Source organism: Actinosynnema sp. NPDC002837, assembly GCF_040295345.1.
Taxonomy (GTDB): Bacteria; Actinomycetota; Actinomycetes; order Mycobacteriales; family Pseudonocardiaceae; genus Actinosynnema.
This window is the reverse complement of the sequence record NZ_JBEOVG010000016.1, coordinates 67,112-93,424: the sequence shown is the minus strand read 5'-3', so window position 1 is coordinate 93,424 and position 26,313 is coordinate 67,112. Positions and strand designations below refer to the sequence as shown.

Below are 26,313 nucleotides of genomic sequence, written 5' to 3'. Positions count from 1 at the left end.
AGTCTGGACTCGGCCGCCCCGTCACGAGTGGGGTTTGATCGATTTTGTGAACGTGCGAGTCAATCCCACACGTTTCGTAGTGGGACCGGTCTAAGCGTTGGGCGCGACACGCCCGACCGCGTGGACCGGGCACCGTGACACCGCTCGGTGTCAATCCTGAATAGGGGGCGGAGCGCGCCGGAGGTCCCGTGACCTCGTGCAAGGTGCCCGCACCGCAGCGGTACTAGAAGCAGAGGAACGGCAAGCCATCATGGCGGGACAGAAGATCCGCATCCGGCTCAAGGCCTACGACCACGAGGCGATCGACGCGTCCGCGCGCAAGATCGTCGAGACCGTGACGCGCACCGGCGCTCGGGTCGTCGGGCCTGTGCCGCTGCCCACTGAGAAGAACGTTTACTGCGTCATCCGCTCGCCGCACAAGTACAAGGACTCGCGCGAGCACTTCGAGATGCGCACGCACAAGCGTCTGATCGACATCCTCGACCCGACGCCGAAGACGGTGGACGCGCTCATGCGCATCGACCTGCCGGCGAGCGTCGACGTCAACATCCAGTAAGCGTTGGACGCGGCAGTGTTGATCCCATTTGGGGCGGAGAGTAACGAGACCCATGTCTGACAGGCAGGTTAAGGGCCTCCTGGGCACCAAGCTCGGCATGACTCAGGTCTTCGACGAGAACAACCGGATCGTTCCGGTGACCGTCGTCAAGGCCGAGCCGAACGTGGTCACCCAGGTTCGGACCCAGGAAATCGACGGCTACTCGGCCGTGCAGCTGGCCTTCGGCGCGATCGACCCGCGCAAGGTCAACAAGCCCGTCGCGGGCCACTACGCCAAGGCGGGCGTCACGCCCCGCCGCCACCTGGCGGAGCTGCGCACCACGGATGCGTCCGAGTACACGGTCGGCCAGGAAATCACCGCCGAGGTCTTCGAGGCCGGCGTGGTGGTCGACGTGGTCGGCACCAGCAAGGGCAAGGGCACCGCGGGTGTCATGAAGCGCCACGGGTTCAAGGGCCTCGGCGCCAGCCACGGCACCCAGCGCAAGCACCGCTCGCCGGGTTCCATCGGCGGCTGCGCCACGCCCGGCCGCGTGTTCAAGGGCCTGCGCATGGCGGGTCGGATGGGCAACGTGCGGGTGACCACCCAGAACCTCAAGGTGCACCGCGTGGACGCCGAGTCCGGCCTGCTGCTCATCAAGGGCGCCGTGCCCGGTCCCAAGGGCGGCACCGTGTTCATCAAGACCGCTGCGAAGGGTGGTGCCTGATCATGACTTCCGTTGAGATCCGCACCCCGGCGGGCAAGGCCGACGGCTCCGTCGAGCTGCCTGCCGCGATCTTCGACGCGCAGGCGAACGTGGCCCTGCTGCACCAGGTCGTCGTGGCCCAGCTGGCCGCGGCCCGCCAGGGCACGCACGCCACCAAGACCCGCGGTGAAGTCCGCGGTGGTGGCAAGAAGCCGTACCGGCAGAAGGGCACCGGCCGCGCCCGTCAGGGCTCGACCCGCGCGCCGCAGTTCGCCGGTGGTGGCGTCGTCCACGGCCCCCAGCCGCGTGACTACAGCCAGCGCACCCCCAAGAAGATGAAGGCCGCCGCCCTGCGTGGCGCCCTCTCCGACCGGGCGCGCGCCGAGCAGGTGCACGTGGTGACGAGCTTCGTCGAGGGCGACACGCCGTCGACCAAGGCCGCCCGCAAGGTGCTGGAGTCCGTGACCGAGGCTCGTCGCGTGCTGGCCGTGCTGCTGCGCACCGACGAGGTTTCGTGGGTCAGCCTGCGCAACCTGCCGCACGTGCACATCATCGCGCCGGACCAGCTCAACACCTACGACGTGCTGGTCAACGACGACGTGGTGTTCACCAAGGACGCGCTCGACGTGTTCCTGGCGAGCAAGGCCCAGCACGGGCAGGGCTCCGCCGAGGCCACCGCCGAGTCGTCCGAGGTCGACGAGGAGGCCGCGAAGTGATCCCCGACCACCGGGACATCCTGCTCGCGCCGGTCATCTCCGAGAAGTCCTACGGGCTGCTCGAGGAGAACAAGTACACCTTCGTGGTGGCTCCCGGCTCGAACAAGACCCAGATCAAGATTGCCGTGGAGAAGGTCTTCGGCGTCAAGGTCGTCAGCGTCAACACGCTCAACCGCCAGGGCAAGCGCAAGCGGACCCGGACCGGTTATGGCAAGCGCAAGGACACCAAGCGCGCCATCGTGACGCTGTCCGCCGAGAGCAAGCCGATCGAGATCTTCGGCGGCCCGGCCGCCTGATGACGACGAGGACTGCGTAGAGATGGGCATTCGCAAGTACAAGCCGACGACCCCCGGTCGTCGCGGTGCGAGCGTCTCCGACTTCGCCGAGATCACTCGGACGACGCCGGAGAAGTCGCTGATCCGCCCGCTGCACGGCCGCGGTGGCCGCAACGCGTCGGGCAAGATCACGACGCGGCACAAGGGCGGCGGCCACAAGCGGGCGTACCGCCTCATCGACTTCCGCCGCACCGACAAGGACGGCGTGCCGGCCAAGGTCGCTCACATCGAGTACGACCCCAACCGCACCGCGCGCATCGCGCTGCTGCACTACCTCGACGGCGAGAAGCGCTACATCATCGCCCCGTCGAAGCTGCAGCAGGGCGACATGGTGGAGAACGGCCCCAAGGCCGACATCAAGCCGGGCAACAACCTGCCGCTGCGCAACATCCCGGTCGGCACCGTGGTGCACGCGATCGAGCTCCGCCCCGGCGGCGGCGCGAAGATCGCCCGGTCCGCGGGCGCCAGCGTGCAGCTCGTCGCCAAGGACGGCCCCTACGCCCAGCTGCGGATGCCCTCGGGCGAGATCCGCAACGTGGACGTCCGGTGCCGCGCCACGGTCGGCGAGGTCGGCAACGCCGAGCACCAGAACATCAACTGGGGCAAGGCCGGCCGCATGCGCTGGAAGGGCAAGAAGCCCACCGTGCGTGGTGTCGCCATGAACCCGGTCGACCACCCGCACGGTGGTGGTGAGGGCAAGACCTCCGGTGGTCGCCACCCGGTGAACCCGGCCGGTAAGCCCGAGGGTCGCACCCGCCGCCGTAAGCCAAGCGACAAGCTCATCGTCCGGCGTCGTCGCACCGGTAAGAAGCGCTGAGCAGGGAGGGAGTGAAGGATGCCTCGCAGCCTTAAGAAGGGCCCCTTCGTGGACGACCACCTGCTCAAGAAGGTGGACGCCCTCAACGAGTCGGGCAAGAAGACCGTCATCAAGACCTGGTCCCGCCGGTCGACGATCATCCCCGACATGTTGGGCCACACGATCGCGGTGCACGACGGCCGCAAGCACGTGCCGGTGTTCGTCTCGGAGGCGATGGTCGGGCACAAGCTCGGCGAGTTCGCCCCGACCCGCACGTTCAAGGGCCACATCAAGGACGACCGGAAGTCGCGCCGTCGCTAGGCGACGAACTAGAGGAAGAGCAAGGGGAAGCAGCGATGAACGCCCGTAACGAAGCCGAAGCGCCGGAGTTCCCGCGCGCCGTGGCTCGGGCTCGCTACGTCCGTGACACGCCCATGAAGGTGCGTCGCGTCGTCGAGCTCATCAGGGGTCGTAGCGCCAGCGAGGCCCTGGCCGTGCTCCAGTTCGCGCCGCAGGCGGCATCTGAGCCGGTCCGCAAGGTGCTGCAGAGCGCCGTGGCCAACGCCGAGAACAACCTGTCCCTCGACCCCGACACCCTGTGGGTGTCGAAGGTCTACGTGGACGAGGGCCCGACCCTCAAGCGGTTCCGCCCGCGCGCCCAGGGCCGCGCCTACCGGATCCGCAAGCGGACGAGCCACATCACCGTCGAGGTGGAGAGCCGTCCGAAGAAGACCAGCGCGAAGGCCGGCGCTGACAGGAAGGGGGCTCGGTAGTGGGCCAGAAAATCAACCCGCACGGCTTCCGACTTGGTATCACCACGGACTGGAAGTCCCGCTGGTACGCCGACAAGCAGTACGCGGAGTACGTGGCGGAGGACGTCAAGATCCGCAAGCTGCTGTCCAAGGGCATGGAGCGCGCCGGCATCTCGAAGGTGGAGATCGAGCGCACCCGTGACCGGGTCCGCGTCGACATCCACACCGCCCGGCCGGGCATCGTCATCGGCCGCCGCGGCGCCGAGGCCGACCGCATCCGCGGTGAGCTGGAGAAGCTCACCAAGAAGCAGGTGCAGCTCAACATCCTCGAGGTGAAGAGCCCCGAGTCGGACGCCCAGCTGGTCGCGCAGGGCGTGGCCGAGCAGCTGTCCAACCGGGTGGCGTTCCGCCGCGCGATGCGCAAGGCCATCCAGTCGGCCATGCGCTCGCCCCAGGTGAAGGGCATCCGCGTGCAGTGCGGCGGCCGTCTCGGCGGCGCCGAGATGTCCCGCTCCGAGCACTACCGCGATGGCCGGGTTCCGCTGCACACGCTGCGTGCCGACATCGACTACGGCTTCTTCGAGGCCCGCACCACGTTCGGCCGGATCGGCGTGAAGGTGTGGATCTACAAGGGCGACATCGTCGGTGGCATCAGCGCCAAGCGCGAGCGTGACGCCGCTCCGGCGGCCGACCGCGCACCGCGCCGCGACCGCGCCGACCGCCCGAACCGGGCGCGTCGTTCCGGCGCCAGCGGCACCACCGCGACGAGCACCGAGGCCGGCCGGGCCGCTGCGGGCGACCAGGCCGCCGCACCGACCGAAGAGAAGACGGAGGGCTGAGTCGTGCTCATCCCGCGCAGGGTTAAGCACCGCAAGCAGCACCACCCCGGACGGTCCGGTGCTGCCAAGGGCGGCACGAGGGTCACCTTCGGCGAGTACGGCATCCAGGCTCTGGAGCCCGCCTACGTGACCAACCGGCAGATCGAGTCGGCTCGTATCGCGATCACCCGGCACATCCGCCGTGGTGGCAAGGTCTGGATCAACATCTTCCCGGACCGCCCGCTGACCAAGAAGCCCGCCGAGACCCGCATGGGTTCCGGTAAGGGTTCGCCGGAGTGGTGGGTGGCCAACATCAAGCCGGGTCGGGTGCTCTTCGAGATGAGCTTCCCGAACGAGGCTGTGGCCCGCGAGGCGCTGCGTCGCGCGATCCACAAGCTCCCGATGAAGTGCCGCATCGTTACGCGTGAGGGTGGTGAGTTCTGATGGCAGCGGGTACCACCGCTTCCGAGCTGCGTGAGCTCACCGAGGAAGAGCTCGTGCTGCGCCTGAGGGAGGCGAAGGAGGAGCTGTTCAACCTCCGCTTCCAGATGGCCACCGGGCAGCTCGACAACAACCGCCGCCTGCGCACGGTCCGGCACGAGATCGCCCGGATCTACACCGTGATGCGGGAACGGGAGCTGGGCCTCTCGGCCTCTCCCGACGCGGTTTCCACTGGTGAGGGTGCGGCATGAGCGAGAACAACGAAGTGACTACCGAGGTTCGCAACGACCGCAAGGTCCGCGAGGGCTACGTCGTGTCCGACAAGATGGACAAGACGATCGTGGTGGCGGTCGAGGACCGCAAGAAGCACCGCCGGTACTCGAAGGTCATGCGCTCCACCACCAAGGTGAAGGCGCACGACGAGCAGAACACCGCCGGCGTCGGCGACCGCGTCCTGCTGATGGAGACGCGGCCCCTGTCGGCCACCAAGCGCTGGCGCCTCGTGCAGGTCCTCGAGAAGGCCAAGTAGCCAGTCGTACGACCGAGCCCGTCAGGTCGGAAATCTGGCGGGCCAGGAATGGTCAAGGAGCAGGTAAGTGATCCAACAGGAGTCGCGGCTGCGCGTCGCCGACAACACCGGTGCGAAGGAAATCCTCTGCATCCGTGTTCTCGGTGGCTCGGGCCGCCGCTACGCGGGCATCGGGGACATCATCGTCGCGACGGTGAAGCAGGCCATCCCGGGTGCCGGCGTCAAGAAGGGCGACGTCGTCAAGGCGGTCATCGTCCGGACCGTGAAGGAGAAGCGTCGTCCCGACGGCTCCTACATCCGGTTCGACGAGAACGCCGCGGTGCTCATCAAGAACGACAACGAGCCGCGGGGCACCCGCATCTTCGGCCCGGTCGGTCGGGAGCTGCGCGACAAGAAGTTCATGAAGATCATCTCGTTGGCGCCGGAGGTGCTCTGACCATGAAGGTGAAGAAGGGCGACACGGTCGTCGTAATCGCCGGCAAGGACAAGGGCGCTCGCGGCAAGGTCATCCAGGCCTACCCCGCTGAGAGCCGCGTCCTGGTCGAGGGCGTCAACCGCATCAAGAAGCACACCCGGATCTCGCAGACCGAGCGCGGCGCGCAGTCGGGCGGCATCGTGACGCAGGAGGCCCCCATCCACGTGTCCAACGTGATGGTGGTCGACGCGGACGGCAAGCCGACCCGTGTGGGCTACCGGACGAACGACGAGGGCAAGCGGGTCCGCATTTCCCGTCGTAACGGGAAGGACATCTGATGACCACCGTTGAGAAGACGCTGCCGCGGCTGAAGGTTCGCTACCGCGAGGAGATCGTCGCCTCGCTGCGCGAGCAGTTCGAGTACGCCAACGTCATGCAGATCCCGGGCGTGGTGAAGGTCGTCGTCAACATGGGTGTCGGCGACGCCGCCCGCGACGGCAAGCTGATCGAGGGCGCCGTCAAGGACCTGTCGATCATCACGGGCCAGCGGCCCGAGGTCCGGAGGGCCCGCAAGTCCATCGCGCAGTTCAAGCTGCGCGAGGGCATGCCGATCGGCGCGCGCGTCACGCTGCGCGGCGACCGCATGTGGGAGTTCCTGGACCGGCTGCTGACGATCGCGCTGCCCCGCATCCGCGACTTCCGCGGTCTGTCGGGCAAGCAGTTCGACGGCAACGGGAACTACACGTTCGGCCTCAACGAGCAGTCGATGTTCCACGAGATCGACCCGGACGCCATCGACCGCCCCCGCGGTATGGACATCACCGTGGTGACGACCGCGACCAACGACGAAGAGGGCCGGGCGCTGCTGAAGCTCCTGGGCTTCCCGTTCAAGGAGAACTGATCATGGCCAAGAAGGCGCTGATCAACAAGGCCGCGGCCAAGCCGAAGTTCAAGGTGCGGGGTTACACCCGCTGCCAGCGTTGCGGTCGCCCGCACTCGGTGTTCCGCAAGTTCGGCCTGTGCCGGATCTGCCTCCGCGAGATGGCGCACCGGGGCGAGCTGCCCGGTGTGAACAAGTCCAGCTGGTAAGTCCGGCTCGGCGGCAGGTTTTTCTAGTCTCATCACTTCGCTGTAGGCCCGTCCACGACCAGCCGGCCGCAACGCCGGCTCGGACCCTGGCTGGGGAACCGCAGCGAGAAAGGTTGACCAGGTCACCATGACGATGACCGACCCGATCGCAGACATGTTGACGCGTCTGCGGAACGCGAACTCGGCTTACCACGACAAGGTCGTGATGCCGCACTCGAAGTTGAAGGCCAACATCGCCGAGATCCTCAAGCGCGAGGGCTACATCGCGAGCTACCGCGATGAGCAGGGCGACGTGGCCAAGAACCTGGTTATCGAGCTGAAGTACGGCCCGAACCGGGAGCGCAGCATCGCCGGCCTCCGCCGCGTGTCGAAGCCGGGCCTGCGCGTGTACGCGAAGTCGACCAACCTGCCGAAGGTGCTGGGCGGTCTGGGCGTCGCGATCATTTCGACCTCTGGCGGTCTGATGACCGACCGCCAGGCCAACAAGTCGGGCGTGGGCGGAGAAGTCCTCGCCTACGTCTGGTGAGGAAGGGGGACTAGGCAATGTCGCGCATCGGAAAACTGCCGATCACCGTCCCCTCCGGGGTCGACGTGAACATCGACGGCCAGGCTGTGAGCGTCAAGGGGCCCAAGGGCACCCTGTCGCTCAACATCGCTGAGCCGATCATCATCGAGAAGGCCGACGACGGCACCCTCGAGGTGAAGCGCCCGAACGACGAGCGTCGCAGCCGTTCGCTGCACGGCCTGTCGCGCACCTTGGTGCAGAACATGGTCGTGGGCGTGACCCAGGGCTACGAGAAGAAGATGGAGATCCACGGCGTCGGCTACCGCGTGGCGCTGAAGGGCTCCGACCTGGAGTTCGCGCTGGGCTACAGCCACCCGGTGAAGGTGGAGGCCCCCGAGGGCATCACCTTCGCGGTGGAGACCCCGACCCGGTTCTCCGTGGCCGGCATCGACAAGCAGCTCGTGGGCGAGGTCGCCGCCAACATCCGCAAGCTCCGCAAGCCCGACCCGTACAAGGGCAAGGGCGTGCGGTACGCGGGCGAGAAGATCCGCCGCAAGGTCGGAAAGACGGGTAAGTGACATGAGCGAGACTGCAACGAAGCGCAAGCCGGTGGGCAAGGACATCTCGACCACTCGCCGCATCGCCAAGACGCGCCGTCACTTCCGCCTCCGCAAGAAGGTCAGCGGCACGGCGGAGCGCCCGCGCCTGGTCGTGCACCGCTCGTCGAAGCACATCACCGTGCAGATCATCGACGACCTCGCCGGCCACACGATCGCGGCGGCGTCCTCCGTCGAGGCGGACGTCCGGTCGATCGACGGCGACAAGAAGGCCCGTGCGGCGAAGGTCGGCCAGCTGGCCGCCGCCCGTGCCAAGGACGCCGGGATCAGCAAGGTGGTCTTCGACCGCGGCGGCAACGCCTACCACGGTCGGATCGCCGCTCTGGCCGATGCCGCTCGCGAGGCTGGGCTGGAGTTCTGACAATGCACATGAACCGAATTGAGAGGGACGCCTGATGCCAGGACGCACGCGTCGCGAAGGCGGCGGGGGCGAGCGCGGAGAGCGCCGCGACCGCCGTGACGGTGGCCGCGGCGGAGCGGCCCAGGAGAAGACCCCGCACCTGGAGCGCGTGGTTGCGATCAACCGCGTCTCCAAGGTCGTGAAGGGTGGTCGTCGCTTCAGCTTCACCGCGCTGGTCGTGGTCGGCGACGGCGACGGCATGGTCGGTGTCGGCTACGGCAAGGCCAAGGAAGTCCCGGCGGCGATCGCCAAGGGTGTGGAGGAGGCGAAGAAGAACTTCTTCCGCGTCCCCCGCATCGCGGGCACGATCCCTCACCCGATCCAGGGCGAGAAGGCGGCCGGTGTCGTGCTGCTCCGTCCGGCCTCGGCCGGTACCGGTGTCATCGCCGGTGGCGCGGTCCGCGCGGTGCTGGAGTGCGCCGGTGTCCACGACGTGCTGAGCAAGTCGCTGGGCTCCGACAACGCGATCAACATCGTGCACGCCACGGTGGCGGCCCTGAAGGGCCTCCAGCGTCCCGAGGAGGTGGCCGCCCGTCGCGGTCTGCCGCTCGAGGATGTGGCTCCCGCCGGCATGCTCCGTGCCCGTGCAGGGGCGGTGTGACCATGGCGCAGCTCAAGGTGACCCAGGTCAAGAGCAGCATCGGTACCAAGCACAACCACCGTGAGTCCCTCCGGACCCTGGGGTTGCGCAAGATCCGCCAGTCGGTGGTCCGCGAGGACACGCCGCAGGTGCGCGGTTTGATCCACGCCGTTCGCCACCTGGTGGTCGTCGAGGAGGTCCAGTCGTGACCATCAAGATCCATGACCTGCGTCCGGCCCCCGGCGCCAAGACCGCGAAGACCCGTGTCGGTCGCGGTGAGGGCTCCAAGGGCAAGACGGCCGGTCGCGGCACGAAGGGCACCGGAGCGCGGAAGAACGTCTCGCCGCGCTTCGAGGGTGGCCAGATGCCGCTGCACATGCGCCTGCCGAAGCTGAAGGGCTTCCGCAACCCGTTCCGCACGGAGTACCAGGTCGTGAACGTGGGCGACATCGCCCGCCTGTTCCCGAACGGTGGCCGGGTGGACGTGGACGCCCTCATCAACGCGGGCCTGGTGCGCAAGAACGAGCTCGTGAAGGTCCTCGGCAACGGTGACCTGGACGGCGTGAAGGTCGACGTCGTGGCGAACAAGTTCTCCGGCAGCGCGGTCGAGAAGATCGCCGCCGCCGGTGGCACCACCACCGTGCTCTGACGCGCGAAGCACTGCCGAACGGCCCCGGAGCCTCCCGCTCCGGGGCCGTTCGCGTACCCGGGTTCTTGACGGTTGCCGGCGGTCGGGCGGTGCGTCCCGCCGCGCGGGAAGCGCGCTCGCGGCGCTGATGAGACGGTGTTCGCGCAGGGCGTAAAACCGGTTGGCGGCGGGGTTAGCGTGCACCCATGTGGCTCGCCGTCTTCTTCGGCGCCTCGGTGCTGGTCGCACTGACCCCGGGCGCCAACAACCTCCTGGGCATGCACCACGGGGTCCACCACGGGCCGTTGCGGGCCGTGGTGGCGCTCCTGGGCCGTCTTGCGGCCTTCTCCCTGATGGTCGGCGCGGTCGTCGCGGGGCTCGGGCCCGTCCTGGCCGCCAGCCACACCGCGCTCACCGTGATCAAGTGGGTCGGCGTCGCCTACCTCGTCTACCTGGCCGTGCGCATCCTGACGACCAAGAAGACCAGGGAGAGGCAGGTCGGGAACGGCGCTCCGCTGCGCAAGGAGTTCCTGGTGGCGATCAGCAACCCCAAGGCGCTGCTGATCTTCACCGCGTTCGTGCCCCAGTTCGTCGACCCCGCGCGGGGCCCCATCCCGGTGCAGCTCGCGACCCTCGGCGCGGTCTACCTGGCCGCGGAGGCGCTGGCGGGCACGGCGTACGTGGCGCTGGGCGCGGGTATCCGCAAGGCGGGGCTGACCAGGCGTGCCAAGGCCCGGCTGGACAAGGGCACGGCGGCCGTCCTGCTCGGCATGGCCGGGGTGCTGGCGACCAGCCGAACTTGATCCATTCGGGGGCTTGCCGGCGACCGTAGTCGATCGGGTACGAAGTGTGAGGGAAGACTGACTACGGCGATCGGCCAAGCGGCTGTTAAAGTCGCGGGCTGAACCCGGATGCCCTCCGGGTCGGTCGCGGCTATCCGTCGCTTCCGCCACCGTCGGCGATGGTCGACGGCATGTCCGCAAGACTGTGCCGGCAACACAGCCGGCACCGCAGGATGCCGACCCCAGTGGGGCGGCAACGCTGATGGAGGTTCGCGTGCTCGGCGCATTCCGCTCGGCTCTCGCGACGCCGGACCTACGCAAGAAGATCCTCTTCACACTGGGGATCGTCGTGGTGTACCGGTTGGGCGCCACCATGCCCGCGCCGGGCGTCTCCTTCAAGAACGTCAAACAGTGTGTCGAGTCGGTCGACCAGCAGGGGATCTACTCCCTGATCAACCTGTTCAGCGGTGGCGCGCTGCTGAACTTGTCGATCTTCGCGCTCGGCATCATGCCCTACATCACGGCGAGCATCATCGTCCAGCTGCTCACCGTGGTGATTCCGCGGTTCGAGCAGCTGAAGAAGGAAGGGCAGGCGGGTCAGGGCAAGCTGACCCAGTACACCCGCTACCTGACCATCGCGCTCGCCGTCCTGCAGTCCACGGGCATCATCGCGCTGGCCGTGCGCGGGCAGCTGTTCCAGAACTGCGAAGTGCCGGTCATCCCCGACGACAGCATCTTCAACCTGGTCGTCCTCGTGGTCGTGATGACCGCGGGCACCAGCGTGATCATGTGGCTCGGCGAGATCATCACCGAGAAGGGGATCGGCAACGGCATGTCGCTGCTGATCTTCACCGGCATCGCGGCGCGCATCCCGATCGAGGGCAAGATCATCCTCGACCGCGGCGGCCTGACGTTCTTCCTGGTCTGCGTCGCGGCCCTGCTGATCATCGCGAGCGTCATCTACGTGGAGCAGGCGCAGCGCCGCATCCCGGTCCAGTACGCGAAGCGGATGATCGGCCGGCGGATGTACGGCGGCACGTCGACCTACCTGCCGCTGAAGGTGAACCAGGCCGGTGTCATCCCGGTCATCTTCGCCTCGTCGCTGCTGTACCTGCCCGACCTGATCTCGCGCCTGACCGCCTCCACCGACGGCTCGGCGCCGAACTGGTGGGAGAGCTTCGTCGCGACGCACCTGGTGAGCCAGTCCAGCCCGGTGCACATCGCGCTGTACTTCCTGCTGATCGTCTTCTTCACGTACTTCTACGTCGGCATCACGTTCAACCCGGACGAGCGCGCGGACGAGATGAAGAAGTTCGGTGGGTTCATCCCGGGCATCCGGCCGGGCCGTCCCACCGCCGAGTACCTCCGCTTCGTGTTGGGGCGGATCACGCTGCCGGGCTCGCTCTACCTGGGCATCGTCGCCATCCTGCCGAACCTGTTCCTCGACCTGACCGGTCAGGGCCAGAACCAGAACTTCCCGTTCGGCGGCACGGCGGTGCTGATCATGGTCGGTGTCGGTCTCGACACCGTGAAGCAGATCGAGAGCCAGCTCATGCAGCGCAACTACGAAGGGTTCCTCCGCTAGTGCGACTCGTTCTCGTCGGCCCGCCCGGTGCGGGCAAGGGCACCCAGGCCAAAACGCTCAGCCGCGAGCTCGGCGTGCCGCACATCTCCACCGGGGACCTGTTCCGCGCCCACATCAGCGAGCAGACCGATCTGGGCAAGGAAGTCCAGGAGTACCTGGACGCGGGCGAGTTGGTGCCGGACGAGGTGACCAACGAGATGGTGCGCGTCCGGCTCTCGCAGCCGGACGCCACCGACGGCTTCCTGCTCGACGGCTTCCCGCGCAACACCGCCCAGGCGGGCGTGCTGGGCGAGATGCTGGCGGCCGAGGGCGAGAAGCTCGACGCGGTGCTGGAGTTCCGGATCGACGAGGACGTCGTGGTCGAGCGCCTGCTCGCCCGGGGTCGCACGGACGACAAGGAAGACGTGATCCGGCACCGCCAGCAGGTGTACCGGACGGAGACCGCGCCGCTGCTCGACTACTACGCCGACATCGTCGTGAGCATCGACGCCGTCGGTGAGGTCGACGAGATCAGCGAGCGCGCTCTCCGCGCGTTGCGCGACCTGAAGTGAGCGGTGGACTTGTCGATGCGCTGCGTCGGGTCGTTCCTGGTCGAGACCGCATGATCGAGATCAAGAGCCGCGGCCAGCTCGAAGCCATGAGGGCTGCCGGGCTGGTCGTGGCGCGCACGTTGGCGCTGCTGGCGTCGCACGCGAAGGCCGGCGTCAGCACGGCCGAGTTGGACGAGCTGGCCGAGCAGAGCATCCGCGACGCCGGCGCCATCCCGTCGTTCAAGGGCTACCACGGGTTCCCCGCGTCGATCTGCGCGTCGGTGAACGAGCAGATCGTCCACGGCATCCCCAGCCGGACCCAGGTGCTCGCCGAAGGCGACCTGATCTCGATCGACTGCGGCGCCATCCTCGACGGGTGGCACGGCGACTCGGCGATCACCCTGCCGGTCGGCGAGGTGACGGACGCGGAGCTGAAGCTGTCCGAGGCGACCCGGGCGTCGATGCTGGCCGGCATCGAGGCCGCGGTCGCCGGCGGGCGGCTCGGGGACGTCTCGTTCGCGATCGAGTCGGCCACCATCCTGGCCGGCGAGGAGCACGGGGTCGAGTACGGCATCGTGGAGGGCTACGGCGGCCACGGCATCGGCACGAAGATGCACATGGACCCGTTCCTGCCGAACCACGGCAAGCCCGGCAAGGGGCCGCGCCTCAAGGTGGGCATGGCGATCGCCATCGAGCCGATGCTCACGCTCGGGACCGAGCGGACGGTCGAGCTGGACGACGGCTGGACCGTCATCACGGCGGACGGCTCGAGGGCCGCGCACTGGGAGCACTCGGTGGCCATCACCGACGACGGGCCCTGGGTGCTGACGGCCCTGGACGACTGACTCCGGCCGGCTGGCTGACTGATTTCTGTAAGAACCGCCTTCCTGCGCCGGTGGCCCGTACTCGGGTCACCGGCGTTTGGCGTTCGAGGGGGCGGGGCTTAAGAGCTCCGGAAAGATCAAAGCCTTAAAAGCATGTCCTCGCCGGACGGGCAGATCAGCAGGATGACGGCCCGTTCGGTGGTTCTGCGCCGGGTCCGTTGTGGGTCCGGGTTTCGTGTCATCCCACCGACCTCCCTCCGGGCTACCACACGCGTCAAGGGGGCGGTTCCGGCCTAGTGTTCCTGTTGGGTGGGGATGTGCCCCCTTGACCCGTGCGGTAGGGCTCTGCCAGGTCGGCGGGATGACACGAAGCCCTCCTTTGGGGAGGAAGGGCGTGTCAGTGGCCGCGAGGAGCGGGCCCGGAGCGGCTCGTGTGGGTCGCGCGTCGTTATGGGCTCGGTGCCGGTTTTCGCTTTCCCAAGCGAGGGGTTCGTGTCATCCCGCCGACCTGGCTTTGCCCTACCGCGCGTGTCAAGGGGGCTGTGCGTCCTTTGCCTGGTCGTTCACTGATGGCTGCCCCCTTGATACGTGTGGTAGCCCGGAGGGAGGTCGGTGGGATGACACGGAGCCCGGACCAACAACGGACCCGGAACAGGATCGCTGAACGAGGGGTCATCCTGCTGATCTGCCCGTCCGGCGAGGACGCTTTTGATCTTTGAAGGTCGGCGACTTCGAGGCTCCGATCCCGGAGGTCCGTCCGTCACCCGGCACCACCCGCCAGGCACTGCCCACCAGGCACGGGCACCACACCCAGCGGATCTACCGTTCGGCGGCAGGCAAACGGGGGCTAGCCCCCTGTTCCGACCAAGGACTCCCCGTCACGATTGACGGGTGACCCAGCCTGTGCGGCCCGAGGACATGCGGGCCTCCGACGCCGAGCGCGAACTGGTCCAGCAGTGGCTGCACCGCGCGCACGCCAACGGCAGCCTCGACCTCGCCGAGTTCGACGCCAGGGTGGTGCGCACCTGGGAGGCCAAGACCAGGGGTGAGCTGGCAGCCCTCACCGTCGATCTGCCGAACGTGGTGCACGCGCCCACCCAGTCACCCACCCCCGGCGTGCTGCCCACCCCGTTGCTGCCGACACCCAAACCGGTGAAAACGGGAGGTGGGCGCAAGGCGTTGAAGGTGCTCGGCACGATCTGGCTGAGCGTCAGCGTGCTGAACTTCGCCCTCTGGCTGCTCGTCAGCCTCCTGGGCGGCGAGGGCTTCGTGCACCCGTGGTTCCTCTGGGTGGCCGTGCCGCCGGGAGCCGTGCTCGGGGTCCTCTGGTGGAGCACGGACCCTCAACGGTAACGTTGTTACAATTGGGTCGGCGGACCAGGGGAGGCGGCGACGTGAACGAGGCGTTCGAGTCATTCACCCGGGCTGCGGACCAAGACCGCGCGACGGTCGCCGAGGAGCTGTCCCGGGCCCACGCCGAGGGCAGGCTGACCCTGGCCGAGTTCGACGAGCGCACCCGCGCCGTCTACCAGGCCCGCACGTACGCCGAGCTCGGAGCGCTGACGGCGGACCTGCCGCGCGACGCGCTCCACGCGCCACAGCCGGTGCGCGGCCGATCGGGCACGGCGGCTAAGGTGATGACAGGCGCCTGGTTCGTCGCGAGCGCCGTCAACTTCCTCATCTGGGGCATCATCAGCCTCTCCCTGGGCGAGGCCCTCCACCCCTGGTGGATCTGGGTCGCCGGACCGTGGGGCCTGGTCCTGCTGGCCGGTCACCTGGCCCGATTTGGGCGTTCGAGCTGACCCGCGTACTATGGACAGGTGGCGCACACGTCGCGCCGGTTCCGCCATGCCCGGGGATTCTCCCCCGGAGGTGGCCAGGGTTCGCAAGGGCCTGGAGGAGTCGGGGTGCCGCGTGCCCGCACTCCAGAAGTAACACCCACCGTCACGAAACGCGGAGGACATGGGCAAGAAGGACGGGGCCATTGAGGTCGAGGGCCGCGTAGTCGAGCCGCTCCCCAACGCGATGTTCCGCGTCGAGTTGGAGAACGGTCACAAGGTCCTGGCACACATCAGCGGCAAGATGCGTCAGCACTACATCCGCATCCTCCCTGAGGACCGGGTTGTCGTGGAGCTCTCGCCCTACGACCTGTCCCGCGGGCGCATCGTCTACCGCTACAAGTGACCTCCGGCGCGCCCCAGCACGGGCGCGTCGGCTGACGCAGGAGAAGCTCAGGCGTGAAGGTCCAGCCGAGCGTCAAGAAGATCTGCGACAAGTGCAAGGTGATCCGCCGCCACGGCCGGGTCATGGTGATCTGCGAGAACCTGCGCCACAAGCAGCGCCAGGGCTGAGCGGAGCACGACCAGCACGAGTCGAGTCTTCACCGGACGCGACCACGAGTAAGCCTCCTCGCACCTGCCGCGCATCGAGCACCACGCGCGGCACACCCCCGGACTCCAGGCCGGGGCCGGGACACCGGTCGCGAGAGCGACCGGAACTGACACAGCGAGTCAGTCCCGGGATCGGGCGAGGAGCAGACCTGGAGCGACACCACTGTTAGGAGCAAGCGCCGTATGGCACGACTCGCTGGCGTCGACCTCCCCCGCGAAAAGCGGTTGGAGATCGCGCTCACCTACATCTTCGGCATCGGTCGGACGCGCTCGAAGGAGCTGCTGACCGCCACCGAGATCTCCCCGGACATCCGGGTGAAGGACCTCGGTGACGACGACCTGGCGAAGCTGCGGGACTACATCGAGAACCACTTCAAGGTCGAGGGTGACCTCCGCCGCGAGGTTCAGGCCGACATCCGCCGGAAGATGGAAATCGGCTGCTACGAGGGGCTGCGCCACCGTCGCAACCTGCCCGTCCGCGGGCAGCGCACCAAGACGAACGCGCGCACTCGTAAGGGTCCGAAGAAGACCGTCGCCGGCAAGAAGAAGGCCGGAAAGAAGTAAGACCTCGCGTCTTCAGCTCTGACAAGTAGGAGTTCACCCAGACATGCCACCCAAGTCCCGCACGGGCGCCGGGGTCAAGAAGGTCCGGCGCAAGGAAAAGAAGAACGTCTCGCACGGCCAGGCGCACATCAAGAGCACGTTCAACAACACCATCGTGTCCATCACGGACCCGATGGGCAACGTGATCAGCTGGGCGTCCGCCGGCCACGTGGGCTTCAAGGGCTCGCGCAAGTCGACGCCGTTCGCCGCGCAGATGGCCGCCGAGAACGCCGCCCGCAAGGCCGCCGAGCACGGCATGCGCAAGGTGGACGTGTTCGTGAAGGGCCCCGGCTCCGGCCGGGAGACCGCGATCCGTTCGCTGCAGGCCGCCGGCCTCGAGGTCGGCACCATCCAGGACGTGACCCCGCAGCCCCACAACGGCTGCCGCCCGCCCAAGCGGCGCCGGGTCTGAGGCACGGGGAGGAGTAAGACAACATGGCTCGCTATACCGGACCGGCCACTCGCATCTCGCGCCGTCTCAAGGTCGACCTCGTCGGCGGGGACCAGGCGTTCGAGCGTCGTCCTTACCCGCCCGGCCAGCACGGCCGCGGTCGGATCAAGGAGTCCGAGTACCTGCTGCAGTTGCAGGAGAAGCAGAAGGCCCGCTACACGTACGGCGTCCTGGAGAAGCAGTTCCGGCGCTACTACGAGGAAGCGGTTCGCCGCCCCGGCAAGACCGGTGAGAACCTGCTGCAGATCCTGGAGTCCCGGCTCGACAACGTGGTGTACCGCGCGGGTCTCGCGCGCACCCGTCGTCAGGCCCGCCAGCTGGTCAGCCACGGTCACTTCATCGTGAACGGCCAGAAGGTCAACATCCCGAGCTTCCGGGTGTCGAAGTTCGACATCATCGACGTGAAGCCGAAGTCGCTGCCCACGCTGCCCTTCGAGGCTGCGCGCGCTTCCTTCGGCGACCGGCCGATCCCGGCGTGGCTCCAGGTCGTGCAGTCCAACCTGCGCATCCTGGTCCACCAGCTGCCGGAGCGGGCGCAGATCGACACGCCCGTCACCGAGCAGCTCATCGTCGAGCTCTACTCGAAGTGATCCTCCTGGAGGGGCCGTCCGCGGCCCCTCCAGTCGGGTCCCGCGGCGGCACGGAATGGTGTGCCGCATGCGTTTGCCGGTCTCCGCGACCGGCTTCCACGACGTCAAATAGCGGGCGTCGGGGTTAGAAGGGAAGAACCCAGTGCTGATTTCCCAGCGTCCCTCGCTCAGCGAGGAAGCGGTCAACGAGACCCGCTCCCGGTTCGTCATCGAGCCGCTGGAGCCGGGCTTCGGCTACACCCTCGGCAACTCGATTCGCCGCACCCTGCTGTCGTCCATCCCCGGCGCGGCCGTGACCAGCATCCGCATCGACGGTGTGCTGCACGAGTTCACGACCGTCCCCGGTGTGAAGGAAGACGTCACCGACATCATCCTCAACCTCAAGGAGCTGGTCGTCAGCTCCGAGGAGGACGAGCCGGTGACCATGTACCTGCGCAAGCAGGGGCCGGGCGCGGTGACCGCGGGCGACATCGTGCCTCCGGCCGGTGTCACCGTGCACAACCCCGACCTGCACATCGCCACCCTGAACGGCAAGGGCAAGCTGGAGATCGAGCTCGTGGTCGAGCGCGGTCGCGGCTACGTCCCCGCCGTGCAGAACAAGCAGGCCGGCGCCGAGATCGGCCGCATTCCGGTCGACTCGATCTACTCGCCCGTCATGAAGGTGACCTACAAGGTCGAGGCCACCCGTGTCGAGCAGCGGACCGACTTCGACAAGCTGATCCTCGACGTCGAGACCAAGCCGTCCATCACGCCGCGCGACGCCGTCGCGTCGGCCGGTAAGACGCTGGTCGAGCTGTTCGGCCTCGCTCGCGAGCTGAACGTCGACGCCGAGGGCATCGAGATCGGCCCCTCGCCCGCCGAGGCGGACACCATCGCGGCGTTCGCGATGCCGATCGAGGACCTGGACCTCACCGTCCGGTCCTACAACTGCCTCAAGCGCGAGGGCATCCACACCGTGGGCGAGCTCGTCTCGCGCAGCGAGGCGGACCTGCTGGACATCCGCAACTTCGGCGCCAAGTCGATCGACGAGGTCAAGATGAAGCTCGTCGGTCTCGGCCTGGCGCTGAAGGACAGCCCCCCCGGGTTCGACCCGTCGGCCGCCGCGTCCGACTACCCCGCCGAAGGCTGGGGCACGGACACCGCCGTGGACACCCACGACGACGGCCAGGACTACGCGGAGACCGAGCAGCTCTGAGGTCGCTTAGCGGCCGGGCCGGAGCAGAGGATCAGAAAGAAATCCGAGGAGCAATTCGATGCCCACCCCCACCAAGGGACCCCGTCTCGGGGGCTCGCCGGCCCACGAGCGGCTGATGCTGGCCAACCTGGCCACGTCCCTGTTCACCCACGGTCGGATCACGACCACCGAGGCCAAGGCGAAGCGGCTGCGCCCGTACGCCGAGAAGCTGATCAGCAAGGCGAAGGTCGGTGACCTGCACAACCGTCGCGAGATCCTCAAGGTGATCCGCGACAAGGACATCGTGCACAAGCTGTTCGCCGAGATCGGCCCGCAGTTCGCCGACCGCCCCGGTGGCTACACCCGCATCACCAAGACGATGCCGCGCAAGGGCGACAACGCGCCCATGGCCGTCATCGAACTGGTCGCGGAGAAGACCGTCACCTCCGAGGCGGAGCGCGCCCGCAAGACCAAGTTCGCGAAGGACGAGGCCCCCAAGGCCGCGGCCGTCGAGACCGAGGTCGAGGACGTGCAGGACCAGGACGCCGAGGCGCCCGAGTCCGCCACGAAGGACGCCGCCGAGGAGCCCGCCGAGGGCGCCGACGACGCTTCCGCCGAGGCGAAGGCCGACGACAAGGCCGAGGATAAGAAGGACGAGTCCTGACGGACGCGCACTTCACCGACGAGCCCGTCGTTCCCGCTGGGGACGACGGGCTCGTTCGTGTGCGACTGGACCTGGCCTACGACGGCACGGAGTTCTCCGGGTGGGCGCGCCAGCCCGACCGCCGCACGGTGTGCGGCGTGCTGGAGGACACCATGTCGACGGTGCTGCGCGAGGACGTGCAGCTGACCGTGGCCGGCCGCACGGACGCGGGCGTGCACGCCTCGGGGCAGGTGGCGCACGTCGACCTGCCGGCCGCGGTGGACGTCGCGGGCCTGCCGAAGCGCCTGGCCCGCGCCCTGCCCGCGGACGTCCGGGTGTTCTCCGCACGGGTGGTGCCCGCCGAGTTCGACGCGCGGTTCGCCGCGTTGCGCCGGCACTACGAGTACCGGGTCACCGACGCACCCTTCGGGGCGCACCCGTTGCGGCGGCTGGACACGCTGGCCTGGCCGCGCCCGCTTGACCTGGACGCGCTGAACGCCGCCTCGCGGCTGCTGCTGGGCGAACGGGACTTCTGCGCGTTCTGCAAGCGCCGTGAGGGCGCGACGACGATCCGCGAGCTGCAACGCCTGGAGTGGGTGCGGGAGGGCGCCGTGCTGACCGCGCACGTGTCCGCGGACGCGTTCTGCCACTCGATGGTGCGCAGCCTGGTCGGCGCGCTGCTGGCCGTCGGCGAGGGCCGCAAGCCGGTGGGCTGGCCCGCGTCGCTGCTGTCGCTGACCGCGCGGTCGAGCGAGGTCACGGTCGCGCCGCCGCACGGGCTGTCGCTGGTCCGGGTCGACTACCCGGCCGACGACGAGCTCGCCGCGCGGGCCGCCGTCACCCGCAACGTGCGCTCCGCGGTCACCGCGCCCGAGCCCGGCGCGCCGACCAGCTGAGCCAGGCGGCGCCGCCCAGCGGTATCTCCGCCAGGTACGTGAAGAACGCGAACAGCAGCACGCCCGCGACGGCCGGCGCGGCGGGCGTGCCCAGGCCGACCAGCAGCGCGATGGTGCCGTTCTCGGTGACGCCGACACCACCGGGCGTGACCACGGCCAGCGTGAGCAGCCTGCTCACCGCGAACGCCGCCACCGCCGGCCCGAGTGCGAGGTGGACGCCCGCGGCGGCCAGGCACCACCACAGCAGGACGCCTTGGAGCAGCAGGTAGGCGAGCATGCCCAGGGTCATCCGCCGCCAGCCGTTGCGGACGACCTGGCCGGTCTGCCGGCGCAGCCGCAGCAGGAACCGGGCGGCCCGGCCGCCGAGGAGCCGGCAGAGCCACCGCAGCCGCAGCAGCACGACCACGGCCGCCACCAGCCCTCCGGCCGCCGCCACCGCCGCGATCAGCACGCCGTCACCGAAGACGATCGCGCCCTGCACGGCCAGCGCGAGGAGCGGCAGGGCGGCCCGGGACACCGCGTTCCACAGTCCGCTGACGAGCGCCGACGCGGTGATCGCCCGCGCGCAGTGGCCCCAGCTCGACGCCATCACCGCCGTCACCGCCAGCCCGGCCGCCCCGCCGAACGGCAGCACGTTGCTGATCGCGCTGCCCGCCGCGTTGAGGCTGAACGCCTGGGTGTTGCGCAGGCCGGGCAGGGAGCCGGTGAGGACGTAGGTGTAGGCCCAGAGGCCGGCCAGCCACAACGTCGTCAGCCAGAGCGCGGTGCCGGGTCCGACGGCGCGCAGCTGCGCGCCGACCGCCGACCACGCCACGCCGCCCACGGCGGGCACGAGCGCGACCACCAGCCACGCCGCCAGGCCGAGCGACGCCAGCGACGCGGCGGTGCGCGACCAGCGGTTCACCGTGCCCGCAACCGTTTGCGCTCGACGTACCACTCGGTGCCGAGGACCACCTTGAACAGCGGCGGCGGCAGTTTCAGCAGCGCGGCGAGGGCGCGGGTCGAGTCGCCGCCGGTCCTCTGCGTGGCGTGCGCGGCCATGGCGGCCCGCTTCACGTGCGCGTACCGCCGGACGTCCACCGAGTGGGTGATCTCGGTGCGGGCGGTGTAGGCCTGCTCGAACGGCGTCAGGTCGAACCCGCGGACCAGCCGGGCGAGCCGGAGGCCGCGCAGCAGCCACGTGCGGTCGACCGTCGCCTCCCAGACGCGGGGCGTGCCGGCGAGCTCGGCGGCCAGCGTGCCGACCCGGTGCACCTGGACGTGGTCGGGGTGCCCGTAGCCGCCGTGCGGGTCGTACGCGGTGAGCAGGTCGGCGTGTTCCTCGTGCAGCAGCTCGGCCAGCCGCTCGGCGGCCTCGCCCACGTCGGCGCGGGCGAACCCGTGCCGCCCGTCCAGGCCGGAGTCCGGGTAGCCGAGGAACTCCACGCGCGCGCAGCCGAGCGCGCGGGCCGACGCGTGCGCCTCCCGGGTGCGGACGGCGCCGAGGTCGGACCGGTGCGCGCTCAGGCCCCGTTCACCGGCGGTGGCGACGACCAGCACGACGCGGTGCCCCTCCTGCGCGAGGCGCGCCATCGTGCCGCCGGTCAGCAGGGCTTCGTCGTCGGGGTGGGCGTGGAAGAAGACGCACGTTCGGCTCACGGGTGCAAGAGTGTCAGTTGGTCCGTTCGGCGGCTTGACGGGAGCGCACTTGTCCATCATCCACGTGACCGACTGCTTCCTGCCGCGCCTGGGCGGGATCGAGGTCCAAGTCGCCGGACTGGCCGCGGAGCAGGCCCGCTCCGGTGAGGACGTGCACGTGGTGACGGCGACCAGGAACGCGTCGCCGGGTGAGCGGTACTCGGTGCGCCGGATCGCGGTGCGGCTGCCGTGGGACGTGCCCGTGCACCCGCGGGCGGGGTCGCACCTGGACCGGGTGATCGCCTCGCTGTCGCCGTCGCTGGTGCACGTGCACGTCGGCGCGATCTCGCCGTTCGCGTGGTCGGGGGTGCGGTCGGCGGCGCGACTGGGACTGCCGACGGTGGTCGTGGTGCACAGCATGTGGGACCCGGTGGTGCAGTGGTGCTACCGGGCGCTGGACCGGCTGGCGTCGTGGAGTGCCGCGCCGGTGGCGGTGGCGGCGGTGAGCCGTGCGGCGGCGGGGCGGGTGCGCGCGGTCGTGCCGGGGCTGCCGGTGGGGGTGGTGCCGAACGGGATCGTGCCGTCGGCGTGGCGGGGGATACCGCGGCAGCGGCGGGACGACGCGGTGCACGTGGTGTCGGTGGGTCGGCTCGCGGCGCGGAAGGAGCCGATGGCGTTGCTGCGGGCGTTGCGGGCGGTCTCGGCCGACGTGCCGCTGCGGGCGACGCTGGCCGGCGCGGGGCCGGAGATGGCCGTCCTGCGGCGGTACGTCGAGCGGCACGGGATGGGGTGGGTGAGCCTGCCGGGGCGGCTCGACCGGCAGGGGGTGGCGCACCTGCTGGCCGGTGCGGACGTGTTCGTGAACCCGGCGTCGCAGGAGGCGTTCGGGCTGGCGGCGCTGGAGGCGCGGACCGCGGGGGTGCCGGTGGTGGCGCGGCCGGGGACGGGGGTGGCGGACTTCGTGCGCGACGGGGTGGAGGGGGTGCTGACGCACGACCTGGCGGCGGGGATCACGCGCCTGGTGAACGACCGGGAGGAGCGGTTGAGGATCGCGGCGCACAACCGGACCACGGAGCCGACCCACTGCACGTGGCCGCGGGTGCTGGAGGCGTTGCGGTCGTGCGCGGCGCGGGTGTGAGGGTCAGAAGACGAGGTCTGCCAGGTCGAGCGTGACCGGGACCGGCGCGGCGGTGACGGTCGTCGGTCCGGCGGACTTCACGGTGTTCTCCGCCAGATAGCGGTCGCCGTGCAGCCGGTGTGCGGTCAGCTCCAGTCCGAGGTCGTTCCCCTTGCGGCTGATGGTCCAGAGGAACGGCACGCCCGCGGCGGCGTAGGCGATCATCTTCACCTCGCGTTCGTTCCGGGTGTTGCCCGGAGACCAGACCTCGACCGCGAGCACCAGTGCCTCGGCGGGGAACGACGCGCCCGCCGGGATCCTGTCCATGATCACCACGTCGGGGATGAGTCCGGTGCGCAGGGTGGAGGAGATCTTCACTCCTACCCCCACCACCGCGTAGAGATCGGTTCGGCCGGCAGCGGAGATCGAATCCTCGAACGGCCGGATCAGCCGGTAGGTGGCGACCTGGTGTTCACCGGAAGGTGGGGGATTCACGTGGAAGTGTCCAAAGATCAGCTCGACGCTCGACCCGTCCTCCGGGGAGGGCAGGTCGAGCCATTCCTCGATGGTGTGCGGGCCGATCATCGGGTTCGGCAGGACTTCTTCCTTCAGCGCTGCGGACATGGCTTCCAACCTCCACGATCGACTCGATCATGACCCTGGCACAGTCCCACTGGGGCGACACCGTCCCTGATCAGGTGAAACGCGAAGCGGCCCCTCACCGGCGGAAGTGGTGAGGGGCCGCTGTGGTGCGACTGGACCGGGTGACCGCTTACAGGTCGAGGGTCCAGCTGTCGATGTAGCCGGTGTCCTGGCTGTACGCGTCACGCACGCGCAGCTGCCAGGTGCCGTTGGCGTTCTCCGCCGACAGGTTCACCGTGTACGTGGCGTCGACGTTGTCCGCGCTGTCCGAACCGGACTGCACCTTCAGCTGCTTGACCGCGCCGCTCGGCGTGATCAGGTCGACCACGACGTCACCCCGGTAGGTGTGCTTGATGTGCACCTCGACGGTGGCCGACGTGCCGGCCTTGCCCGCGCAGTCCGTCACCGAGATCGGGCTGGACGCGGTGCCCAGGTCCGGCACGGCCACGTCGGTCGCGTTGGTCTTGGCCGCGCAGCCGCCGGGCGGCGGGGTGGTCGAGCCGACCAGGCGCAGCAGCTTGTTCGGCGAGCCGGTGCCCGCGTTGCCGACCACGCCGTTCGTCGCGCCGTTGACCAGGGCGTCGCGCACCTGCGCCGGCGTGGCGGTCGGGTTCGCGGCCAGGTAGACGGCCGCCGCGCCGACCACGTGCGGCGTCGCCATGGACGTGCCGCTGATGGTGTTGGTGGCGGTGTCGTTGGTGTACCAAGCCGACGTGATGGACGAGCCCGGCGCGAAGATGTCCAGGCAGGTGCCGATGTTGGAGAACGACGACCGGGCGTCGGTGTTGGTCGTGGAGCCGACCGTGATGCCCTCCAGGGTGCGCGCCGGCGTCACGTTGCACGCGTTCGCGCCGTTCTCGTTGCCCGCCGCGAGGCCGTAGGTCACGCCCGACGCGATGGAGTTGCGCACGGCCTGGTCGACCGTGGCGTCCGCGCCGCCGCCGAGCGACATGTTCGCGACCGCCGGCTTGACCGCGTTCGCCGTCACCCAGTCGATGCCCGCGATGACGCCCGCGTACGTGCCGGAGCCCGCGCAGTTCAGCACCCGGACGCCGACCAGCTTGGCCTTCTTCGCCACGCCGTACTTCGTGCCGCCGACGGTGCCCGCGACGTGCGTGCCGTGGCCGTTGCAGTCGGTGGCGTCGGCGTCGTTGTCGACGGTGTCGCGACCGGACACGGCGCGGCCGCCGAAGTCGCTGTGCGAGAACCGGATGCCCGTGTCGATGATGTAGGCGGTGACGCCCTCACCCTCGTTCGGGTAGGTGTAGGAGTTGTCCAGCGGCAGCGCGGCCTGGTCGATCCGGTCCAGGCCCCACGACGGGGTCGGCGCCTGCGTGGCGGAGATCTTCACCTCGCCGTCCTGCTGCACGTAGGACACCGACGGGTCGGCGGCCAGCCTGCGGGCCTGCAGCTCGGTCATGGTGGCCGAGAAGCCGCGCAGCGCGTTCGTGTACGTGTGCTTGACGTTCGCCCGGTACTTGTCGCTCAACGTGGCGACGCTGCTCGTGCTCGCGTCCTTCAGCACGACGATGTAGCTGTCCTTGACCGCGTTGGGCGCGGCGAGCCCGATGATCTCGCCCTCCGCGGCGGCGGAGGTGAAGGTGGTCAGTGCGGCCGTGACCGCGAACGCCGTGCCCGTGGCCAGCCCGACACCGGCCAACCGTTTCGTCCAGGACGCGCGAACGTCTCCCATGGCAGGGGGTCTCCTCTTCGCAGGGTGGGTGTCCGGTCGGCGTCGCCCCCGAGACCGAACGGACACGGTGAGTCGTTCCTAGTTCGCCTTGCGGGTGGGGCGCAAGAATTTGCCCGGAATAACCGACGAACGGCTCGTACACAGTTTTATTCGTGCTGTGAACGAATCGTTGCGGTGGGTGACTGGACCCCGGACAGAAAACATGCCCCCGGGCAATCGCCCAGGGGCACGCGAGGTGGCGCGAGGGTCAGTCGCCGCGCCGGACCGCACCGAGGATCTGCTGCTCACCGGGGGTGGTGACCAGCCGCAACGGCCGCCAGAGGTTGGTGCCGAGCGCGATCACCTGGTCGTCCTTGAGCGTGGTGAGCTGGTGCGCCATCTGCGGCGGCAGCCGCCAGATCTGGGACGCCAACTGGGCCTGCCCGACCGGCAGCCGTTGCAGCAGCACGAGGTCCGCGGAATTCGCGGTGGTCGCCGCCTGGGGGTGCAAATACGGCAGGACGTACATCGTGGTCTGCCACGGCGAGCGCGGCGGGAACAACTCCTGCGGCACGTGGCCGCCGTCGTGCACGACGAGCAGCGGGCTGTCCTCCGACGGGCGCGGCAGCTCCACCGGGCTCAGCCTGCGCAGCTGCACCAGCGGCGAGGGACGGCCGTCCGCGCCCGCGCCCGCCGCGCGCACCACCGGCTGCCAGGCCGCCGGGCGGCCCGTCGCGATGGTGATCCACGCGCCGGTCGCCATCGCCCGCAACGCGATCTGCCGCGCCAGGTACAGCCCGCCGACCACGACCATGCGCGTCGGCGCGGACCGCAGCACCGAGATCGTCAGCGGCTCGCCCTGCAACCCGGAGCCGAGCACCATGCCGCCGCGGTCGCCCGACGGGCTCACCACGTCCAGCATCTGCGGCGACACCAGG

At 69.2% G+C, this 26,313-nt stretch carries 41 protein-coding genes; 36 read left to right on the top strand and 5 right to left on the bottom strand.

The window, feature by feature from the left end:
- Positions 1–250 precede the first annotated feature (250 nt).
- The 35 genes from rpsJ to truA all read left to right on the top strand — a co-directional run bounded on the left by rpsJ (position 251) and on the right by truA (position 20,327).
- Positions 251–556, top strand: coding sequence for a 30S ribosomal protein S10 (gene rpsJ / locus ABTZ99_RS14910; RefSeq protein WP_003938093.1), 306 nt, complete (start codon positions 251–253; stop codon positions 554–556).
- Positions 557–608: 52 nt separating this feature from the next.
- Entirely contained in the window at positions 609–1,259 is a 651-nt protein-coding gene (gene rplC / locus ABTZ99_RS14905; RefSeq protein WP_360464705.1) for a 50S ribosomal protein L3, read from the top strand.
- A 2-nt stretch (positions 1,260–1,261) separates the two neighbouring features.
- Positions 1,262–1,954 carry a 50S ribosomal protein L4 gene (rplD, locus tag ABTZ99_RS14900; RefSeq protein WP_498776549.1) on the top strand — a complete coding sequence of 231 codons (693 nt, stop codon included), beginning with the start codon at positions 1,262–1,264 and terminating at the stop codon, positions 1,952–1,954.
- Positions 1,951–2,250, top strand: a complete 300-nt coding sequence (gene rplW / locus ABTZ99_RS14895) for a 50S ribosomal protein L23 (protein WP_053715234.1) — start codon at positions 1,951–1,953, stop codon at positions 2,248–2,250. The genes rplD and rplW overlap by 4 nt, the downstream gene beginning before the upstream one ends.
- Positions 2,251–2,272: 22 nt before the next feature.
- Positions 2,273–3,106 carry a 50S ribosomal protein L2 gene (rplB, locus tag ABTZ99_RS14890; RefSeq protein ID WP_498776551.1) on the top strand — a complete coding sequence of 278 codons (834 nt, stop codon included), beginning with the start codon at positions 2,273–2,275 and terminating at the stop codon, positions 3,104–3,106.
- A gap of 18 nt (positions 3,107–3,124) precedes the next feature.
- On the top strand, positions 3,125–3,406 hold the full coding sequence (gene rpsS / locus ABTZ99_RS14885; protein ID WP_033384221.1) for a 30S ribosomal protein S19: 282 nt from the start codon (positions 3,125–3,127) through the stop codon (positions 3,404–3,406).
- Positions 3,407–3,441: 35 nt separating this feature from the next.
- Entirely contained in the window at positions 3,442–3,858 is a 417-nt protein-coding gene (rplV, locus tag ABTZ99_RS14880) for a 50S ribosomal protein L22 (RefSeq protein ID WP_053715232.1), read from the top strand.
- Complete coding sequence (rpsC, locus tag ABTZ99_RS14875; protein ID WP_053715231.1) at positions 3,858–4,676, top strand: 30S ribosomal protein S3; 819 nt, start codon at positions 3,858–3,860, stop codon at positions 4,674–4,676. The genes rplV and rpsC overlap by 1 nt, the downstream gene beginning before the upstream one ends.
- A gap of 3 nt (positions 4,677–4,679) precedes the next feature.
- The gene (rplP, locus tag ABTZ99_RS14870; RefSeq protein ID WP_053715230.1) at positions 4,680–5,099 is read left to right on the top strand and encodes a 50S ribosomal protein L16; all 420 of its coding nucleotides are present in this window, start codon (positions 4,680–4,682) and stop codon (positions 5,097–5,099) included.
- Positions 5,099–5,347, top strand: a complete 249-nt coding sequence (rpmC, locus tag ABTZ99_RS14865; RefSeq protein ID WP_033428581.1) for a 50S ribosomal protein L29 — start codon at positions 5,099–5,101, stop codon at positions 5,345–5,347. The genes rplP and rpmC overlap by 1 nt, the downstream gene beginning before the upstream one ends.
- Positions 5,344–5,625, top strand: a complete 282-nt coding sequence (rpsQ, locus tag ABTZ99_RS14860) for a 30S ribosomal protein S17 (protein WP_230566487.1) — start codon at positions 5,344–5,346, stop codon at positions 5,623–5,625. The genes rpmC and rpsQ overlap by 4 nt, the downstream gene beginning before the upstream one ends.
- A gap of 67 nt (positions 5,626–5,692) precedes the next feature.
- Entirely contained in the window at positions 5,693–6,061 is a 369-nt protein-coding gene (gene rplN, locus ABTZ99_RS14855) for a 50S ribosomal protein L14 (protein WP_033436721.1), read from the top strand.
- A gap of 2 nt (positions 6,062–6,063) precedes the next feature.
- On the top strand, positions 6,064–6,378 hold the full coding sequence (gene rplX, locus ABTZ99_RS14850; RefSeq protein WP_230566488.1) for a 50S ribosomal protein L24: 315 nt from the start codon (positions 6,064–6,066) through the stop codon (positions 6,376–6,378).
- Positions 6,378–6,941, top strand: coding sequence for a 50S ribosomal protein L5 (gene rplE, locus ABTZ99_RS14845; RefSeq protein ID WP_123745278.1), 564 nt, complete (start codon positions 6,378–6,380; stop codon positions 6,939–6,941). Before rplX ends, rplE begins: the two co-directional genes overlap by 1 nt.
- 2 nt (positions 6,942–6,943) lie before the next feature.
- Positions 6,944–7,129, top strand: a complete 186-nt coding sequence (locus tag ABTZ99_RS14840; RefSeq protein WP_033436724.1) for a type Z 30S ribosomal protein S14 — start codon at positions 6,944–6,946, stop codon at positions 7,127–7,129.
- A gap of 127 nt (positions 7,130–7,256) precedes the next feature.
- On the top strand, positions 7,257–7,655 hold the full coding sequence (rpsH, locus tag ABTZ99_RS14835; protein WP_033428586.1) for a 30S ribosomal protein S8: 399 nt from the start codon (positions 7,257–7,259) through the stop codon (positions 7,653–7,655).
- A gap of 17 nt (positions 7,656–7,672) precedes the next feature.
- On the top strand, positions 7,673–8,212 hold the full coding sequence (gene rplF / locus ABTZ99_RS14830; RefSeq protein ID WP_053715225.1) for a 50S ribosomal protein L6: 540 nt from the start codon (positions 7,673–7,675) through the stop codon (positions 8,210–8,212).
- 1 nt (position 8,213) lies between these two features.
- Positions 8,214–8,612: a 50S ribosomal protein L18 gene (rplR, locus tag ABTZ99_RS14825; protein ID WP_498717896.1), complete on the top strand. Its 399-nt coding sequence runs from the start codon at positions 8,214–8,216 to the stop codon at positions 8,610–8,612.
- Between the two features lie 34 nt (positions 8,613–8,646).
- Positions 8,647–9,252, top strand: a complete 606-nt coding sequence (rpsE, locus tag ABTZ99_RS14820) for a 30S ribosomal protein S5 (RefSeq protein WP_037329520.1) — start codon at positions 8,647–8,649, stop codon at positions 9,250–9,252.
- A gap of 2 nt (positions 9,253–9,254) precedes the next feature.
- Positions 9,255–9,440: a 50S ribosomal protein L30 gene (rpmD, locus tag ABTZ99_RS14815; protein WP_033428588.1), complete on the top strand. Its 186-nt coding sequence runs from the start codon at positions 9,255–9,257 to the stop codon at positions 9,438–9,440.
- Complete coding sequence (gene rplO, locus ABTZ99_RS14810) at positions 9,437–9,880, top strand: 50S ribosomal protein L15 (protein ID WP_037329521.1); 444 nt, start codon at positions 9,437–9,439, stop codon at positions 9,878–9,880. Before rpmD ends, rplO begins: the two co-directional genes overlap by 4 nt.
- Before the next feature lie 185 nt (positions 9,881–10,065).
- Entirely contained in the window at positions 10,066–10,662 is a 597-nt protein-coding gene (locus ABTZ99_RS14805; RefSeq protein WP_499611628.1) for a LysE family translocator, read from the top strand.
- Between the two features lie 253 nt (positions 10,663–10,915).
- A complete protein-coding gene (secY, locus tag ABTZ99_RS14800; protein ID WP_498776561.1) occupies positions 10,916–12,226 on the top strand; it encodes a preprotein translocase subunit SecY in 1,311 nt (436 codons plus the stop codon).
- Positions 12,226–12,777 (top strand): adenylate kinase, encoded by a 552-nt coding sequence (locus tag ABTZ99_RS14795; protein ID WP_498776563.1) that lies wholly within the window; start codon positions 12,226–12,228, stop codon positions 12,775–12,777. Before secY ends, ABTZ99_RS14795 begins: the two co-directional genes overlap by 1 nt.
- Positions 12,778–12,827: 50 nt before the next feature.
- Complete coding sequence (map, locus tag ABTZ99_RS14790) at positions 12,828–13,601, top strand: type I methionyl aminopeptidase (protein WP_498776565.1); 774 nt, start codon at positions 12,828–12,830, stop codon at positions 13,599–13,601.
- A gap of 870 nt (positions 13,602–14,471) precedes the next feature.
- Positions 14,472–14,933 carry a DUF1707 SHOCT-like domain-containing protein gene (locus ABTZ99_RS14785; RefSeq protein WP_498776567.1) on the top strand — a complete coding sequence of 154 codons (462 nt, stop codon included), beginning with the start codon at positions 14,472–14,474 and terminating at the stop codon, positions 14,931–14,933.
- A gap of 41 nt (positions 14,934–14,974) precedes the next feature.
- A complete protein-coding gene (locus ABTZ99_RS14780; RefSeq protein WP_499611624.1) occupies positions 14,975–15,382 on the top strand; it encodes a DUF1707 SHOCT-like domain-containing protein in 408 nt (135 codons plus the stop codon).
- Positions 15,383–15,542: 160 nt separating this feature from the next.
- Positions 15,543–15,764 carry a translation initiation factor IF-1 gene (gene infA, locus ABTZ99_RS14775; protein WP_005166804.1) on the top strand — a complete coding sequence of 74 codons (222 nt, stop codon included), beginning with the start codon at positions 15,543–15,545 and terminating at the stop codon, positions 15,762–15,764.
- A gap of 53 nt (positions 15,765–15,817) precedes the next feature.
- Positions 15,818–15,931 (top strand): 50S ribosomal protein L36, encoded by a 114-nt coding sequence (rpmJ, locus tag ABTZ99_RS14770; RefSeq protein WP_010148647.1) that lies wholly within the window; start codon positions 15,818–15,820, stop codon positions 15,929–15,931.
- 222 nt (positions 15,932–16,153) lie between these two features.
- Positions 16,154–16,534, top strand: a complete 381-nt coding sequence (gene rpsM, locus ABTZ99_RS14765; protein WP_230566497.1) for a 30S ribosomal protein S13 — start codon at positions 16,154–16,156, stop codon at positions 16,532–16,534.
- A gap of 43 nt (positions 16,535–16,577) precedes the next feature.
- Positions 16,578–16,985 (top strand): 30S ribosomal protein S11, encoded by a 408-nt coding sequence (gene rpsK, locus ABTZ99_RS14760; RefSeq protein WP_033436732.1) that lies wholly within the window; start codon positions 16,578–16,580, stop codon positions 16,983–16,985.
- A 23-nt stretch (positions 16,986–17,008) separates the two neighbouring features.
- Entirely contained in the window at positions 17,009–17,614 is a 606-nt protein-coding gene (gene rpsD / locus ABTZ99_RS14755; protein ID WP_053718426.1) for a 30S ribosomal protein S4, read from the top strand.
- Between the two features lie 142 nt (positions 17,615–17,756).
- Positions 17,757–18,809: a DNA-directed RNA polymerase subunit alpha gene (locus ABTZ99_RS14750; protein WP_123745287.1), complete on the top strand. Its 1,053-nt coding sequence runs from the start codon at positions 17,757–17,759 to the stop codon at positions 18,807–18,809.
- A gap of 58 nt (positions 18,810–18,867) precedes the next feature.
- Positions 18,868–19,452 (top strand): 50S ribosomal protein L17, encoded by a 585-nt coding sequence (gene rplQ, locus ABTZ99_RS14745; protein WP_498776573.1) that lies wholly within the window; start codon positions 18,868–18,870, stop codon positions 19,450–19,452.
- A 59-nt stretch (positions 19,453–19,511) separates the two neighbouring features.
- The gene (gene truA / locus ABTZ99_RS14740) at positions 19,512–20,327 is read left to right on the top strand and encodes a tRNA pseudouridine(38-40) synthase TruA (protein ID WP_498776575.1); all 816 of its coding nucleotides are present in this window, start codon (positions 19,512–19,514) and stop codon (positions 20,325–20,327) included.
- Here truA and ABTZ99_RS14735 read toward each other — a convergent pair.
- Both ABTZ99_RS14735 and ABTZ99_RS14730 read right to left on the bottom strand, forming a co-directional pair.
- Positions 20,293–21,231, bottom strand: a complete 939-nt coding sequence (locus ABTZ99_RS14735) for a lysylphosphatidylglycerol synthase domain-containing protein (protein WP_499611617.1) — start codon at positions 21,229–21,231, stop codon at positions 20,293–20,295. The two genes, truA and ABTZ99_RS14735, sit on opposite strands and share 35 nt — an antisense overlap.
- Positions 21,228–21,965, bottom strand: a complete 738-nt coding sequence (locus ABTZ99_RS14730; RefSeq protein ID WP_499611615.1) for a PIG-L deacetylase family protein — start codon at positions 21,963–21,965, stop codon at positions 21,228–21,230. Before ABTZ99_RS14730 ends, ABTZ99_RS14735 begins: the two co-directional genes overlap by 4 nt.
- 49 nt (positions 21,966–22,014) lie before the next feature.
- On the opposite strand from ABTZ99_RS14730, the gene ABTZ99_RS14725 reads away from it, so the two are divergent.
- Positions 22,015–23,082: a glycosyltransferase family 4 protein gene (locus tag ABTZ99_RS14725; RefSeq protein ID WP_499611613.1), complete on the top strand. Its 1,068-nt coding sequence runs from the start codon at positions 22,015–22,017 to the stop codon at positions 23,080–23,082.
- A gap of 3 nt (positions 23,083–23,085) precedes the next feature.
- Here the strand turns inward: ABTZ99_RS14725 and ABTZ99_RS14720 are convergent, their stop codons facing one another.
- The 3 genes from ABTZ99_RS14720 to ABTZ99_RS14710 all read right to left on the bottom strand — a co-directional run bounded on the left by ABTZ99_RS14720 (position 23,086) and on the right by ABTZ99_RS14710 (position 26,297).
- Complete coding sequence (locus ABTZ99_RS14720; protein WP_499611610.1) at positions 23,086–23,646, bottom strand: Uma2 family endonuclease; 561 nt, start codon at positions 23,644–23,646, stop codon at positions 23,086–23,088.
- 187 nt (positions 23,647–23,833) lie between these two features.
- The gene (locus tag ABTZ99_RS14715; protein ID WP_498786887.1) at positions 23,834–25,396 is read right to left on the bottom strand and encodes a S8 family peptidase; all 1,563 of its coding nucleotides are present in this window, start codon (positions 25,394–25,396) and stop codon (positions 23,834–23,836) included.
- Positions 25,397–25,643: 247 nt separating this feature from the next.
- Positions 25,644–26,297: a hypothetical protein gene (locus ABTZ99_RS14710; protein ID WP_238598838.1), complete on the bottom strand. Its 654-nt coding sequence runs from the start codon at positions 26,295–26,297 to the stop codon at positions 25,644–25,646.
- Positions 26,298–26,313 lie beyond the last annotated feature (16 nt).